Genomic DNA, 16,236 nt, shown 5'->3' with positions numbered 1-16,236 from the left:
TCAGGTGAACTTATGAGACCTTATGTTTACACGAAACAAACCATAGATTTTCTATTAGCTTTAATTGGGATGCTAGTGTTATGGCCAGTCTTTTTAATTATTGCGATCGCAATTAAGACAACTTCCAAAGGCCCTATATTATTTAAACAAAAACGTTTAGGTAAAAGTAAATCGGAATTCTACATACTAAAATTTAGAACAATGCGTACAGACACACCACAAGACATGCCAACGCATCTACTGGAAGATCCTGATTTCTTCATTACTAAAGTAGGCAAGTTCCTAAGAAAAACTAGCTTGGACGAATTACCTCAGATAATCAATATCCTAAAACGTGAAATGAGTATTGTGGGACCTCGTCCTGCATTATGGAATCAATATGATTTGATTGCTGAACGTGATAAATATGGAGCTAATGATATTAAACCTGGGTTGACTGGATGGGCTCAGATTAATGGTAGAGATGAGTTACCTATTGAGAAGAAGGCGAGTCTGGATGGGGAGTATGTTGCAAGTCTTTCTTTTAAGTTTGATATAAAGGTATTTTTTATGACGATACTAAGTGTTTTGAAGTCTGATGGTGTAAAAGAAGGAACAACAAAACAGGAAGTGTCTTCTACTAAAGGAGTAACTTTATAAGATGAGTAAACGAAAGATATTAATAACTGGTAAAGGTAGTTATGTGGGTACAAATTTTATAAAGTGGCTGGAACAATGGCCAGATCAACACGAAGTTGTGGAGCTATCGGTTAGAGGTACGGAATGGAAGGAACATGATTTTTCAATTTATGATGAAGTACTCCATGTTGCTGGCATGTGAAGATTGTGGGGGATTCACCCGCAAAATGACATGTACGTAAGTACTCTGGATATCATTATGATCATGGCTCGTTCATTTAATAGAAAAATAAACTTAACAAGCTTTTTCTATCCAACGCTAAGACTGTTCTCAAATAATATAGACATCGTCAACAATCATTCGGGAATAAAGTTTATGATGATACGACAAGGCCGTTATTTTAATATACTGCTGTAGAATTTGAGAAATCAATAATAAAAAGTAACAGATAAGGTGACCTCCATGAAAAAGAAAAAAGTTCTTTTGTTAGGTAATCATGGCTTTGCGATTTATAACTTCCGAAAGGAACTTATTCAAGAACTACTTCAACAAAATTATGAATTATACATTTCTCTACCCAAAGATGAAAAAGTTGAAATAATGATTGGGTGGGGATGTAAGTTTATTGAGACTAAAGTGGATCGTAGAGGTACCAATCCAATAACAGATTTGAAACTTATTGGACATTATTTAAAGATACTTAAATCTGTTAAACCCGATGTGGTTCTTTCTTACACGATCAAACCTAACCTCTATGGAGGACTGGCTTGTCGATTGCTTGGCATTCCATGCATTAACAATATCACGGGCTTAGGCAGTGGATTTGGTCATAACCCTATACTCAAGAGCTTTCTAACCATACTATATAAAGTGAGCTTAAAGAAATCTCATTGCGTATTCTTCCAAAACACAGAAGATCAAGCGACTCTGTTAAAAAAAGGGATAATTAAAGGAAATCATGAACTCATCCCAGGTTCAGGTGTTAATCTGCAAGAGTTCTCGTTGAAACCTTTTCCTGAAGAAGATCAACCCGTGTCATTTATCTTTATCGGCAGAATCATGCAGGATAAAGGAATTGATCAGTACTTAGAATCAGCGAAGATCATAAAGGAGAAATATCCGGAAACTGTTTTTAATGTAATAGGTTTTATAGAATCGACTCATCAACACTATGCGGATTTAATAAGAGATTATGAAGAAAAAGGTTACATAAAGTATTTAGGTTATCAAACAGATGTTAAACCCTTTATTGAGCAGTCTCACTGTTTAATTCAAGCCTCGCATGGTGGCGAAGGGTTGTCTAATGTGTTATTAGAAACAGCTGCTACTGGACGAGTATTGATAGCATCAGATATTCCGGGTTGTCGAGAAACTGTCTCAGTAGACGAGAATGGATTTATCTTTACTCCAAAAGAAACATTGTTGTTGGCTCAACAAATTGAGAGATTTTTGAATTTATCTTATTCAAATAAGAGAGAGATGGGAATGAACTCACGCCTGAGGGTTGAACGAGATTTTGATCGAAAAATAGTTATAGAAGCGTACATTAGAAAAATAGAGTCAGTTAATTACAACTAAGAATGGAGGTAATTATATGATAAGAGTGCTACATGTGTTTGGTGGCTTAAACAGAGGTGGCGCTGAAACTATGATAATGAATATTTATCGGAACATAGATCGATCTAAAATTCAGTTTGATTTTGTAGTTCATACAGATAAAGAATGTGATTATTTCAATGAAATTAAATCATTTGGTGGGAAAATATTCACAGTTCCCAAATTCAAGGGTAGTAACTTTTTTCAATATATAAATGCATGGAACAAAATGTTTGAAAATCATTCGGAGTACAAAATTATTCATGGCCATGTACGGAGTACGGCTTCAATTTATCTTTCTATAGCTAAGAAATTTGGTTTGAGAACAATTGCACATAGTCATAGCGTTTCATCGGGTAGTGGATTTTCAGCCTTGGTAAAAAATATACTGCAAATTCCAATAAGGTTTAAAGCAGATTATTTATTTGCGTGTTCTTTAGAAGCTGGTAAATGGTTATTTGGTGAAGAAGCGGTAAAAAGCAACAAATTTAAACTCATTAAAAATGCTATTGATATTAATAAGTATAAATTTGATATGGAAAAAAGATCATTTATTAGGGATTTTTATCATTTGAACGATAAATATATTATTGGGCATGTTGGACGATTTCATCCTCTGAAAAATCATGAATTTTTAATTGATGTGTTCAATGTAGTATCAAAAATGAGAGAAGATGCTGTTCTTCTGTTGATTGGAGACGGTGAACTTCAAAATATTATAGCCAAAAAAATAAAAAAAATGAATTTAGAAGATAAGGTTGTTTTTACAGGCGCAATAAGTAACGTTCACGAACTTATGCAAGCAATGGATGTTTTCGTTTTTCCTTCTCAAGCTGAAGGTTTAGGAATGGTTGTTATTGAAGCTCAAGCTTCTGGATTAAAATGTGTTGTTTCGGATAATATTCCAAATGAAGCGTTCATTTCAGAAGAGTTGATAGAAATAATATCTTTGGATACATCAGAACAGATTTGGGCAGAGAGAATCTCAAATGATCCGAAAGGACTTAGTCGGATAAACAATTATGAAAAAGTAAAAATGAGTGGTTATGATATTGAAGAAACTAGTGAATTTCTAGAAGAATTTTATGCGATTATGTGAGTAATTGCTAAAAACTATTTAGGGTTAAACTGAAAATTTGAGTAAAGGGTTACTCGTAACTGCTAGGGATTTATGGATTTGTGGTTGGAAACATGAGATGGATGTAAGATCTCATGAAGTTCCTAGCTTCTATTTTTTAATTTCTATCTATACTGCAAATTATTTAGTTCGGTTTTAATAATAAATATTAAATTTAGAGCAGCAAGAAATAGTATGAAACTTCGCATTTCAGTGAGTTTGAATGAAAAGATATCTGTTAATTTATTGCTTCGCCTGTTTTTTAGCCCAGATAAAAGTATAAACACTTACACAAGTATTAGTGAGTAACTTGATATTTTTTTGCCTTGTTTCAAATTTAGAGGCGATTGTAGTAGTGTTGGCTCTTTTCTACAAAGTTTGTTGAATTTAACAATTTTTAAAATTACATAAAATAGAACTAAATGCACGAGATGCTTCTGTAGCATTACATTGAATCAAGGAAAAGGAAAAGATGAGTTTGAAGTAAATTTAAATAAATTATAGGATGGCCTTTCACTATGAAAAAAAATAAATTAGTAAATATTTTTACATTTGTAATATTATTACTCCCAATAATAAATGTTTACTCATCACCCATTAATCTCATGCCATTCGGTGATTTCATTCTAATTATTGTTATCTTATTATTTTTTTTGAATCCGAGAAAAAAATATCTAGGAAATGATGGACATACTTATAAGCCGTTTATAAAATATTTGATTTTTATTATAATTCACTTTTCAATCTATGCTTTTTTCAAAGGTGAAAACTATATTTATGCTTCAATTATCAATACTTTTCATTATGTGTTTTATTTATTGATATTAATAGTTCTTATAAAAAAATTTTTTAATCCTATTATAGGTTACAGATTATTCAAAAATATAAGTGTTTTTTCCACTGTGTATATAATTATTCAAGAGATTTTACTAAAATTAACTGGAGTTTATTTAACTGGTCATATACCTGGTATTAAATTACTCAACCCAGAAATAATGAAATTTAACGAAACTGCATCGTATATAACGAGCTTTGCTGTTCGACCAAGATCGATATTTCCAGAACCTGCGCATTATGCCCAATATGTCTTGGTTTTTTTAGCACTAAATTTGAGTGAAAAAAAAGATGGAAGAAAAGAATACTTGATTCCACTGTTTCTATCATTTGGAATTTTAATTTCGAAATCTTCGACAGGAATTATATTATGTCTACTGTTGTGGATGTACCATTTAATTGTAAATATAAAGAAAGCTAAGTTATTACCAACGATAACTTATATTTTTTCTATTCCTCTGGTAATAAGTTTTTTAATAAATTCATCGGATTTCAATATATTTCTAGATAGATTCATGTCGAATTCTGAATTTGGAACATCAACGATAAATAGATTCGGCAGTTACACAATTATGCTTAATTCTTTAAATAGTAACTCTTTAATTCAGATGATATTTGGGAATGGTATGATCGATGAAATGCAAGTGTATATGCCTGGATTTGTTAGGCTATTTTACTATTTTGGTATAATAGGAGTTTGTTTGATGTTGGTAATTTATATCCAATTATTCCGTGGAACAAATGCTGCTAATAGAGGATTATGGATTCTTATGTTAGTGATGAATATTGGAGGGGATTCTATTTTTGGAGCTAATCTTCTTCTGTTTGTACCATTCCTTCTTGTGAATTATACTTTTCTGAAAGGAATTCCGAAAAATGAAAATAAGCGTTATTGTGCCAATATACAACTCTGAAAAGTATTTATATGATTCTATTAATAGTATATTGAATCAAACTGAACATGATCTCGAGGTATTATTAATCAATGATGGATCTACAGATTCTAGTGAAAAAATCTGTGAAGAACTTCGCAAAAGTGACAGCAGAGTACGAGTATTTAATAAAAAGAATGAAGGTGTTAGCGTTGCAAGAAATTTTGGATTTACTCATGCGAAGGGGGAATATATAAGCTTTGTGGATGCCGATGATTACTTATGTAGTGACATGTATGAACTGTTGGTAAGAAATCTAGAAGAGAATAATGCAGATATATCAATCTGTGGAGTTAGAACAATATATTTAAACGGTAAATCTGATAGTAATAAGACGACTGGTGAAAAATATATACTCAATCAAGAAGAAGCAATAAAGTATCTTTTACAGGGGCGTGTCTTAAATTCTGGAATGTGGACGAAATTAGCTAAAAGAAAAATACTAAAAGATCTTTTGTTCGAAAAGGGTAGAAAAATTGGAGAAGACAAGTTTTATTTTTTTCAGGCATTATTAAATAGTAAAACTATAGTTTTTGAAGATGAAAATAAATATTTTTATTATAAAAGAGAAAATTCTGCTACTACAAGTGGTTTTAGTGAGAAAACCTTTGATATTTTATATTTTTCTAAAAAAATGGAAGATATTATATCTGAAAAATTTCCTCATTTAATTGATATCGCCAAATTAAATTCTTATATCGAGAATATTAACATGTTTAGAAGGATATATATAAAAAAGAATGCTAGGATAATATTTGCGAAAGAATTAAATGAAATTTTAGAAGAATTAATTAAATTTGAAACAAAGTTCAAGCGTGATTTACCTAAACAAAAGAGAATCGAATTAAACCTGATAATGAAGATGCCTATGATATATAAAATTTCAGCTTGTTTGTATAATAAAATTAAGTTTGGTCAATGAAGGGAGGTTTCATTATAAATGAAAGTAGCTTGTCTAATTTTAAATTATAACGATAGCGAAACTACAATAAAATTAATAGAAAATATAATCAATTATAATTCAATTGATTATATTACTGTTGTTGACAACAAATCTACAGATGGTTCATTACAGAGATTAAAACCATATGAATCTGATAAAGTTCACGTAATATCTTCAGATAAAAACGGTGGTTATGGTTATGGGAATAACTTCGGGATTAAATATATTCATGAAAAATTTCAATCTAAATACATATTAATTGCTAATCCAGATGTCTATTTTACTGAACATACTGTGAAAGCATTAAAAAAAGAATTTTCGAATTCTAGTGATTGCGCAATTATTGCACCGACACAGTTAAATAAAAATAAGATTGTAGCATGGCGGTTGGAATCGACTATTAAAATAGTGCTTTCCGCAAGTCTACTGCTCTCAAAAGTGTTTGGAAATAAGTTAACAAAATATAATGAGAACTATTTTCTTAATAAAGATAAATGTTACGTGGATATCATCAGCGGTTCTTTATTGATGGTAAATACAGATATTATGTTGAAATATGGAATGTATGATGAGGAAGTGTTTTTATATTTTGAAGAGATCATCTTAGCCCATAAATTGATTCAGAACAGTTATAAATCTAAGATTCTACTTAATGAAGTGTATGAACACGAACATTCAACCTCTGTTAAAAAAAGTATAAAATCAATTGTCGCGACTAAAAAACTATTATTGAATAGCGAAATATTGTTTTTTACAAAATATAGAGGAGTTAGGGGGGCGAAACTTATCACAATAAAACTTTTCTTTAATTATGTGATATTTGAAATGAAGATGTATAGTATGTTCCAAAAGTTTAAAGCCATGAAATTATAAACTCAGATGATATGAGTAATAAAAATAAGTAAATAAGGTATTATAAACTAAATTTTCTCAAGTACAGTGTATCATATGCATATATGTTGTTTAAGAAATAGACATGAAATTTATAGTCATATCCATAATTTCGAAAAAGAAGAGAAGGTTTTTTGATTGAGTGCAAAATTTGCGGATTTTATGAAAGGTTTTTCTTATGCTATGATGTCAAATTTCATTACATTAATTACTTCCTCGTTAGTAATTATCGTTATTCCTAAACTAATTGGAGTGCAGGAATATGGTTATTGGCAATTGTACATGTTCTATACCTCTTATGTAGGTTTTCTACATTTCGGATGGAATGATGGAATTTATTTGCGATACGGAGGAAAAGAGTACAAGGACCTAGATAAACATCGTTTTTTTTCACAATTCTGGATGTTGGTTTTCTCTCAAATTATTGTAGCAATTTCAATTGTTATAATTTCCAACCGTATTCTCTTGAATAATGAAAGATTTTTCATCGTCCAGATGACTATTATTTGTATGATAATTGTGAATTCACGACTGATGTTATTATACATATTGCAATCTACAAATAGAATTAAAGAGTACTCGGTAATTATAACTCTAGATAGAGTGTTGTACTTAGGTCTACTTATTGTATTTTTAGGATTCGGCATAAGAGAGTTTAAGTTCATGATATTTAGTGATTTAGTGGCCAAATTCATTGCTCTTATATTTTCTGCCTATTATTGTAAAGAAATTGTATACCGTAGATTTTCAGATTTTTCATTTCAAATAAAAGAAACGATGGTTAATATTTGCGTTGGTGCAAAGTTAATGCTCTCCAATATTGCTAGTCTTTTAATAATTGGAACAGTCAGGTTTGGTATTGAACGATCTTGGGATGTAACAACATTTGGTAAGATTTCTCTAACATTAAGTATCTCAAACTTATTAATGATATTTATTAATGCTTTAGGAATGATATTGTTTCCTGTATTAAGAAGGATTGAAGAAACTAAGATACCAAGGGTATATGTTACAATGAGGAACTTATTTTCAATAATAATATTAGGTTTGTTAGTTGCATATTACCCATTGAAAATAATTTTATCCTCATGGTTACCAAATTACGCTGATAGTTTAATCTATATGGCTATTTTATTTCCAATGATTATGTTTGAAGGGAAGATGTCATTCTTAATTAATACATATTTAAGAACATTGAGATTAGAAAATCTAATTCTGAAAATTAATATTGTTGCGCTAATTGTAAGCGTACTTTGTACTTTGATATCCTCTTTAATGTTTAAAAGCCTAGATCTTGCAGTTTTATCAATTATTATTGTATTAGGGTTTAGATCTGTACTTGCGGAGATATTATTGTCAAAAACTCTTAAAGTATCCTTTCTTAGAGATGTTATTTTAGAATTGACGGTTATAGTTAGCTTTATCCTTTCAGCGTGGTTCATCAATTCATGGCTGTCATTCCTTCTACAGATATTACTCTATGGATGTTACATCCTAATAAAAAGATATGATGTAGTAAGAACAATAAGAGAAATAAGCTTGCTAATGAGAGATGGAAGAGCATGACCCGAAATGTACATTATCTGAATTACTTTAGGAGGATATTGATGTTCAAAATCGCCGTAGCCGGAACTGGTTACGTCGGCCTTGTAGCCGGCGTATGCTTTGCTGAAGTAGGTCATCAAGTAACCTGTGTGGACATCGATGAAAACAAAGTTGAGTTGATGAAATCTGGTGTGTCACCAATCTATGAAGCAGATTTAGAAGAACTTATGCAAAAGAATTATGCAGCAGGTAGACTTGAATATACTACTGATTATAAATCAGCTTATAAAGAAGCAGATGCGATATTTATTGGTGTTGGAACTCCTGAGCAGCCTGATGGATCGGCTAATCTTTCATACATAGCTACAGTTGCAAGACAAATAGCAGAAACAATAGAAAAAGATTGCCTTGTTGTGGTTAAATCTACTGTTCCTGTAGGAACAAATGATAAGGTGCAGCAGTTTATACATGATTTTCTACCTCGTGAAGGAGAAAAACTTGTTGGTAACGGTAATGGAGTAGGTAGAGACATCAGAGTTGAAGTAGCATCTAATCCAGAGTTTTTAGCGCAAGGAACAGCTGTTAGAGATACTTTGCAAGCAGCAAGAATCATAATTGGAACTGAGAGCAAATGGGCAGAAGATATTCTTATGAAAATCTATGAGCCGTTTAATATCCCAGTTGTATCTGTTAAAAGAAGATCTGCAGAGATGATCAAATATGCATCTAACGATTTTCTTGCTCTGAAAATATCTTACATGAACGATATTGCTAATCTTTGCGAATTGGTAGGAGCAGATATTCAAGATGTATCAAGGGGAATGTCGTTTGATGAACGCATTGGAAGCAAGTTCTTAAATGCAGGTATTGGTTATGGAGGTAGCTGTTTTCCTAAGGATACGAAGGCACTAGAGTACTTAGCGAGACAAAATGGATATGAGCTTAAAACCGTTAAAGCAGCTATTGATGTCAATACTAGCCAAAAGACAATTCTTTTTAAAAAAGCATCTAAAAGACTTATTACCTTTAACGGTCTAAAAGTAGCGGTGCTAGGACTGACATTTAAACCTGGGACCGATGACTTGAGAGAAGCTGCTTCGCTAGAAAATATACCTTTGTTATTAAATCAGGGAGCAGAAATCTATGCTTTTGATCCTGTAGGAAAAGTGAATTTTTCTAAGGAGTATCCAGAAGGTAGGAATGGTAAGGGCAGTATCAAATATGTTGAGAGCATAAAAGAAGCTCTTGAAGGTGCGAATGTCTGTTTTGTATTTACTGAGTGGGGAGAAATTAAAGCAATAGAGCCGGAAGTTTATAAAGATTTAATGAGAACGCCGTTGGTGTATGACGGCAGGAATTTGTATGGGGTTCAAGATATGAAAGAAGCTGGTGTGGAGTATTATTCCATCGGAAGATAGTTGAAGGGGCGAGCTATTTGAACGATATACCTGTAGATCACACGAAAACATATCTAATTACTGGAGCAGTTGGTTTTATAGGATTTTATTTATCTAAAAGGTTATTGGAGCAAGGGAGCCGAGTGATCGGTGTTGATAATATAAATGACTATTATGATGTCAACCTCAAACACGTTCGCTTAGAGCAACTAAAGTTATTTAGCCGTTTTGAATTCGTAAAAGTTGATATATCAGATAAGGACATGATTACAAAGATCTTTGAAGAATATAAACCGAATATTGTGGTGAATCTTGCAGCGCAGGCTGGAGTACGTTACTCTATAGAGAACCCAGATGTGTATATTCAAAGCAATATTGTAGGTTTCTTTAACATTCTTGAAGCTTGTAGAAATTATCCTGTTGAACATCTTGTATATGCTTCATCTAGCTCAGTTTATGGATCTAATAAAAAGGTTCCTTTTGAAGAATCAGATGTTGTGGATCATCCTGAATCGCTTTATGCAGCTACGAAAAAGTCGAATGAGCTAATGGCGCACACTTATAGTCATCTGTATAAGATACCGACTACTGGTCTACGTTTCTTTACTGTTTACGGTCCAATGGGTCGTCCAGATATGGCGTATTTCGGATTTACTCAGAAGTATTTTGCTGGTGAATCTATTAAAATATTTAATAATGGTGATTTTAAAAACGATCTTTATCGGGACTTTACTTACGTAGATGACATTGTAGAGGGTATTGAGAGACTTCTAAGTAAAGCACCGACAGAAGCGATTCCGCATAAGGTGTTTAATATAGGAAATAACAGCCCGGAAAAGTTAATGGTATTCATTGAAACATTAGAAAAGTGTTTAAGCAAGGCTACTGGTAGAGAAGTGATATTTAATAAAGTATTTGAACCTATTAAACCAGGGGATGTACCAGCAACATATGCATCAACGGATTTATTACAACAAGCTGTAGGGTTTAAGCCAAAAACTTCCATTGAAGAAGGTTTACAGAGATTTGCTAATTGGTATGTAGATTATTATAAAGAGAAATAATACGAAGAGGAGTTACGACATTATGAAAGGCATTATCCTAGCAGGTGGCAGCGGTACACGCCTATACCCATTAACAATGGTCACAAGTAAGCAGCTTTTACCCATTTACGACAAGCCAATGATCTACTATCCACTATCCACATTAATGCTAGCGGGCATTAAAGAAATTCTTATTATTTCAACTCCAGAGGACACGCCTAGATTTGAAAGTTTATTAGGTGACGGTTCTCAATTTGGCATCTCATTACAATACAAAGTTCAACCAAGTCCTGATGGTTTAGCGCAGGCTTTTATTTTGGGTGAATCTTTTATAGGTGATGATTCAGTGGCTATGATCCTTGGAGATAATATCTACTATGGAAATGGAATGCGGAAGATGTTGCAACGTGCTTCTTCTAAACAACAAGGAGCAACGGTGTTCGGATATCACGTGCAAGATCCAGAGCGCTTCGGTGTGGTAGAGTTTAATGAAGAAGGTAAAGTATTGAGCGTAGAAGAAAAACCAACACAGCCAAAATCTAACTATGCAATTACTGGTCTATATTTTTATGATAACAGAGTGATTGAGATTGCTAAGAATGTTGAGGTCTCTTCACGTGGGGAATTGGAGATTACCTCCATTAATGAAGCTTATTTAAATCTTGGTGAGCTTGATGTGGAACTTCTAGGTCGGGGATTCACCTGGTTAGATACAGGAACTCATCAAAGTCTTGTCGACGCAACTAACTTTGTTCGGACTATTGAAGATCATCAAGGAATCAAGATCGCCGCTCCGGAGGAAATTGCATATATTAATGGATGGATTACTAAAGAACACTTGTGGAATTGCGGGGAGAAGTTAAGTAAGACGGGGTATGGTCAGTATTTGATGAAAGTAGCTACAGGTAAAATACAATACTAATAACTGAAAGTGTGGCAGCGATGAAAATTACAGGAACCTTATTGCAAGGCGTATTAGTCGTTGAACCAGCTGTTTTTGGGGACCACCGCGGTTGGTTTATGGAGACGTATAGCGGAGCTAAGTTTAAAGAGCATGGAATAGATATGGAGTTTGTACAAGATAACCAATCCTACTCTGCGACTAAAGGAACATTACGTGGTTTGCACTATCAATTACATCCCAAGGCACAGACGAAATTGGTTCGTTGTACACGTGGTGCTATTTTTGATGTAGCCGTAGATATCAGAAAAGGTAGTCCTACCTATAGTAAATGGTTCGGCATTGAACTGAATGCTGAGAACAAAAAGCAACTGCTGATCCCAAAAGGATTCGCCCATGGATTCATGACGCTAACAGAAGACGTAGAGGTTCAGTATAAGTGCGATGAGCTTTATGCCCCGGAATGTGATGGGGGTATTCTGTGGAATGATCCTTCTATTGGCATCGAATGGCCTCTTCATATTACACCGGTATTATCTGCCAAAGATGAGAAGGCGCCTTTATTAAAAGAGGCTAATTTGAATTTTTTTTACAATAACTAATAAAGATAATAGATCGGGAGTGCGTTCATTGAGTAAGCAAAAGATGCTGGTTACGGGTGGTGCCGGATTTATTGGAGGCAACTTTGTACAGTATATGGTAGATAAATATCCGCATTATGATATTGTGAATTTGGATTTGTTAACTTATGCGGGTGATCTAACGAAGCATAAGGATATTGAGTCCAAATCCAATTATCGGTTTGTTCAAGCTGACATTGCTGACCGGGAGGCAATATTGTCTCTTTTTGAGTTGGAAAAATTCGATTATGTTGTTCATTTCGCTGCGGAGAGTCATGTGGATCGCTCAATTACTGATCCTGCGATATTCGTTCGTACGAATGTTATGGGGACACAAGTACTACTGGATGCAGCTAAAAAATTCGGCATTACTAAATTCCTCCATGTCTCTACGGATGAAGTGTATGGCGAACTCGATTTTGATCCTACTGTATTTTTTACCGAAGAAACACCTTTGCAGCCTAACAGTCCTTATAGTGCTAGTAAAACAGCGTCTGATTTGTTAGTTCGTGCGTATTATGAGACCTTTGGTTTACCAATGAACATAACACGCTGCTCGAATAATTACGGCCCGTATCATTTTCCTGAAAAACTGATTCCACTAACCATCTCAAGAGTATTAAACGAAGAGAAGGTTCCTGTATACGGAGATGGAAAAAATATTCGCGACTGGCTCCATGTCTGGGATCACTGTGCGGCCATTGACCTTGTCGTGCACCAAGGAGTAAGCGGTGAAGTTTATAATGTAGGTGGTCATAATGAGAGAACTAATCTTGAAGTAGTTAAGACGATTATCAGTACCTTGGGGAAATCTGAAGATTTGATTGAATTTGTAACAGATAGATTAGGACATGATAAACGCTACGCCATTGATCCAACGAAACTTGAGAATTTAGGTTGGAAGCCAACTTATACTTTTGAGACTGGAATTGCGCAGACGATCCAATGGTATATTGATAATGCTGAATGGTGGCAACAAATCCTTAGTAACGAATCGCATAAGTGATTTATGCACGACTTAACGGTTAAGAAAAGAAAAGGTAATTTAATGAATAAAAGATTGGTCCTTTTCGTTTGCTTGCTATTGTTAATTACTGGTTTATTCAGTGCAGGCCGCTTCTTAGCACTATCTGAACCTCCCAAACAATCAGATGTCATCATCGTCCTAAGCGGAGGCCAAGGTCGTGTGGAGCAGGCAGCTGAGTTATATAAAGCAGGCTATGCTCCTTATATAATTCTTTCCAATGCTAAAGAGTCAACGAGTAAATCGGGTGATATGATCCAAACCGCCCTAGCTTTAGGCATACCACAGGACGTTATTTATACCGAGAACGCGGCGGATAGCACTTATCAGAATGCCGAGTACACTCTTCCTATAATGAAAGAATACGGTTTTAAATCTGCGATTGTTGTTTCCTCTGACTTTCACATGCGGAGGGTGAAATTTCTTTTTGGTCGTGTGTACAAAAAATCGGAGATCGAGCTGACATATGTGGGTTCTGCATCAGGATATAACGCTAAACGCTGGTGGAGTGACCGAAAAAGTAGAGAAACAACGTTCAACGAATATGTGAAAATGATCGGCAACACCTTTGGTTACAATGGTCCGGAGGCAAAAAGTACTCTTGATCAGATTAAGAACTGGTTTCGCTAATCTGCTGTAGAACGTTCACACTATAATCCGACAAAAACATTTTTTTTCTTATCTTGGCTTAAGGCGCATTACGACAAACAATATTGTTTAATAGTTTTATACTTATAACTATATCAATATTATTCTCGTGGGAGAGACGCCAAATGCCTAATTACTATTTTAAGGAGATATGGACGCCTTTAAAATTAGTGAATATTCGTTTTTATCTAGATGATGAAAATCGTGTTTGGGTTAAAGTTTGGTCTAAGCATCGGCGACTTCTGAACTACATTCGCTAAAGGCGAAATGAGCAACGGATATGCTAACGTCATGCCTATTGGGAAAGCCTTCTCTTTTGGCTCACCAGTTATCTTCACATTTTGCAAAAGGTGTGGAGAAGTAGCGTCGATAAAAGTTAAGAAACCTGAGAAGTTTTAAGTCACTTAGCAGTGACTTATTTTTTTTGGAGAACGGACTTTTTGACGATTTTAAGAACTAGTAGGCCATAATATTTCATTCTCACTTCCACAACCTTATAAATTAGCTAAAAATAACTCATCCTAACCGTAGCGAACCTACGGTTTTTTATTTATAATAATTATTATCTGGATTTCATAAAGCGTTCAAAAAATCTGTAAAAAGTCTTATTTTCGTGTGATATACTTAACACAGTGTTTTGAGATGTTGTGAAAGTGAACGGTATGTAAGATATTAATTTATATAACTGGATTTCAGTAACTTATAGAGACTAGGATGGTGAACTATCGATGCACATCGTCGTCGTTGGCCTGAATTATCGTACGGCTCCCGTGGAGGTTCGGGAACAGTTTGCTTTTGCGGAAAGTGACCTTCCGGCAGCGCTCCATCAACTGATGAAGACGAAGGGTGTGCTAGAAGGGGTCTTAGTAGCTACTTGCAACCGTACGGAAATTTATGTGGTGATGGACCGCCTTCATATGGCTGGTTATTTCATCCGCGGCTTTATGGAGCAATGGTTTGGTGTGAAAAGCGAGCAATTTACTCAGCATATGTATATTTATGAAGACGAACAGGCGATTGCGCATTTGTTCCGCGTGACCTGCGGTCTGGATTCCATGGTGATTGGGGAGACGCAGATCCTGGGACAGGTGCGGAGTTCTTTTCTCACAGCTCAGGCTGAGGGTGTAACTGGAACTTGGTTCAATCGGTTGTTCAAGCAAGCGGTGACGCTGGGCAAAAGAGCACATAGTGAAACGTCAATCGGCGAGAGTGCAGTATCTGTCAGTTATGCGGCTGTGGAGCTGGGCAAGCGGATTTTTGGCATGTTCACTGGGAAAAAAGTACTGATTCTCGGCGCCGGAAAAATGAGCGAGCTTACCGTGAAGCATCTATACAGTAGTGGTGCGGCAGAAGTGATTGTCGCTAACCGTACGCTGTCGCGTGCGATTGAATTGGCGGAGAAGTTCTCGGGTAAGCCGAGTACGATTGAAGATGCGTTAACAACTCTAAATGAAGTAGATATCGTGATCAGCTCAACAGGAGCAGATGGGTATGTGCTTACGGCTGATAAGGTAGCGCATGCTATGAAACGCCGCCCTTCGAGGCCGCTTTTTATGATTGATATTGCTGTACCACGTGATATTGATCCTGCGGCGGCAAATGTGCCGGATGTTTTTTTGTATGATATTGACGATCTGGAGGGCATTGTGGAGAATAATCTGGAAATGCGCCGAAGTGAAGCTGCGAAGATTGAAGTGATGATTAGCGAGGAAATGGATGAGTTCCAGCTGTGGCTCAAGACGCTTGGGGTAAGACCGGTGATCCGGGCACTCCAGGATAAATCGAATACGATTCATGAAGAAACGATGGAGAGTCTGTTCAATAAGCTGCCCGAGCTGGACGAGCATCAGCGGAAAGTAATCCGCCGTCTGACTAAAAGTATCGTGAACCAGATGATGCATGATCCGATCAATGTAATTAAAGAGCTGTCCGGCGGTAAGCAGGGAAATGAAGCTCTTGATTATTTTTCCAAAATCTTTGCGTTGCAGGAACAGCTCAAATCCGATTCAGATGATGGAGACATTGCCCCGGTTAAGCAGTCTAGTTCTGGAGAACGTACGGCTGGCAGCGCTGATTTTTCTGTGCCTAAAACGGCGCTTGCTCCGGCAGGCTTGCTGGGTGGGTGA

The 16,236-nt window shown here is 35.1% G+C and carries 15 protein-coding genes; all 15 read left to right on the top strand.

All coding sequences use genetic code 11. The annotated features are described in order from the left end of the window. Nucleotides 1-12: 12 nt before the first annotated feature. Nucleotides 13-639: a sugar transferase gene (locus NSQ66_RS24225; RefSeq protein ID WP_076142038.1), complete on the top strand. Its 627-nt coding sequence runs from the start codon at nt 13-15 to the stop codon at nt 637-639. 1 nt (nt 640) lies between these two features. After that, entirely contained in the window at nt 641-820 is a 180-nt protein-coding gene (locus tag NSQ66_RS24220; protein ID WP_076142039.1) for a hypothetical protein, read from the top strand. A gap of 261 nt (nt 821-1,081) precedes the next feature. Then, nucleotides 1,082-2,197: a glycosyltransferase family 4 protein gene (locus tag NSQ66_RS24215; protein ID WP_076142040.1), complete on the top strand. Its 1,116-nt coding sequence runs from the start codon at nt 1,082-1,084 to the stop codon at nt 2,195-2,197. A 16-nt stretch (nt 2,198-2,213) separates the two neighbouring features. Beyond that, nucleotides 2,214-3,314 (top strand): glycosyltransferase family 1 protein, encoded by a 1,101-nt coding sequence (locus NSQ66_RS24210; protein ID WP_076142041.1) that lies wholly within the window; start codon nt 2,214-2,216, stop codon nt 3,312-3,314. Between the two features lie 536 nt (nt 3,315-3,850). After that, the gene (locus tag NSQ66_RS24205) at nt 3,851-5,080 is read left to right on the top strand and encodes a hypothetical protein (RefSeq protein ID WP_076142042.1); all 1,230 of its coding nucleotides are present in this window, start codon (nt 3,851-3,853) and stop codon (nt 5,078-5,080) included. Continuing rightward, the gene (locus tag NSQ66_RS24200; RefSeq protein WP_076142043.1) at nt 5,043-6,020 is read left to right on the top strand and encodes a glycosyltransferase family 2 protein; all 978 of its coding nucleotides are present in this window, start codon (nt 5,043-5,045) and stop codon (nt 6,018-6,020) included. The genes NSQ66_RS24205 and NSQ66_RS24200 overlap by 38 nt, the downstream gene beginning before the upstream one ends. Nucleotides 6,021-6,038: 18 nt before the next feature. After that, the gene (locus NSQ66_RS24195) at nt 6,039-6,914 is read left to right on the top strand and encodes a glycosyltransferase (protein ID WP_076142044.1); all 876 of its coding nucleotides are present in this window, start codon (nt 6,039-6,041) and stop codon (nt 6,912-6,914) included. 699 nt (nt 6,915-7,613) lie between these two features. Further along, entirely contained in the window at nt 7,614-8,498 is an 885-nt protein-coding gene (locus NSQ66_RS24190) for a hypothetical protein (protein ID WP_249267761.1), read from the top strand. Between the two features lie 41 nt (nt 8,499-8,539). After that, nucleotides 8,540-9,895 carry a UDP-glucose/GDP-mannose dehydrogenase family protein gene (locus NSQ66_RS24185; protein ID WP_076142046.1) on the top strand — a complete coding sequence of 452 codons (1,356 nt, stop codon included), beginning with the start codon at nt 8,540-8,542 and terminating at the stop codon, nt 9,893-9,895. A 17-nt stretch (nt 9,896-9,912) separates the two neighbouring features. After that, nucleotides 9,913-10,938 carry an SDR family NAD(P)-dependent oxidoreductase gene (locus NSQ66_RS24180; RefSeq protein ID WP_076142047.1) on the top strand — a complete coding sequence of 342 codons (1,026 nt, stop codon included), beginning with the start codon at nt 9,913-9,915 and terminating at the stop codon, nt 10,936-10,938. A 22-nt stretch (nt 10,939-10,960) separates the two neighbouring features. Further along, complete coding sequence (gene rfbA / locus NSQ66_RS24175) at nt 10,961-11,839, top strand: glucose-1-phosphate thymidylyltransferase RfbA (protein ID WP_036685112.1); 879 nt, start codon at nt 10,961-10,963, stop codon at nt 11,837-11,839. Between the two features lie 20 nt (nt 11,840-11,859). Beyond that, nucleotides 11,860-12,420 (top strand): dTDP-4-dehydrorhamnose 3,5-epimerase, encoded by a 561-nt coding sequence (gene rfbC, locus NSQ66_RS24170; RefSeq protein WP_076099446.1) that lies wholly within the window; start codon nt 11,860-11,862, stop codon nt 12,418-12,420. A gap of 28 nt (nt 12,421-12,448) precedes the next feature. Continuing rightward, nucleotides 12,449-13,444 carry a dTDP-glucose 4,6-dehydratase gene (gene rfbB, locus NSQ66_RS24165; RefSeq protein ID WP_076099447.1) on the top strand — a complete coding sequence of 332 codons (996 nt, stop codon included), beginning with the start codon at nt 12,449-12,451 and terminating at the stop codon, nt 13,442-13,444. 3 nt (nt 13,445-13,447) lie between these two features. Continuing rightward, nucleotides 13,448-14,092, top strand: coding sequence for a YdcF family protein (locus NSQ66_RS24160; protein WP_076099448.1), 645 nt, complete (start codon nt 13,448-13,450; stop codon nt 14,090-14,092). 746 nt (nt 14,093-14,838) lie between these two features. Continuing rightward, entirely contained in the window at nt 14,839-16,236 is a 1,398-nt protein-coding gene (gene hemA, locus NSQ66_RS24155; RefSeq protein WP_076142048.1) for a glutamyl-tRNA reductase, read from the top strand.

The organism is Paenibacillus sp. FSL H3-0329, assembly GCF_037963285.1.
Taxonomy (GTDB): domain Bacteria; phylum Bacillota; class Bacilli; order Paenibacillales; family Paenibacillaceae; genus Paenibacillus_AQ; species Paenibacillus_AQ odorifer.
Note: the sequence above shows the minus strand (reverse complement) of the source record. Positions and strands in the feature narration are given on the sequence as shown.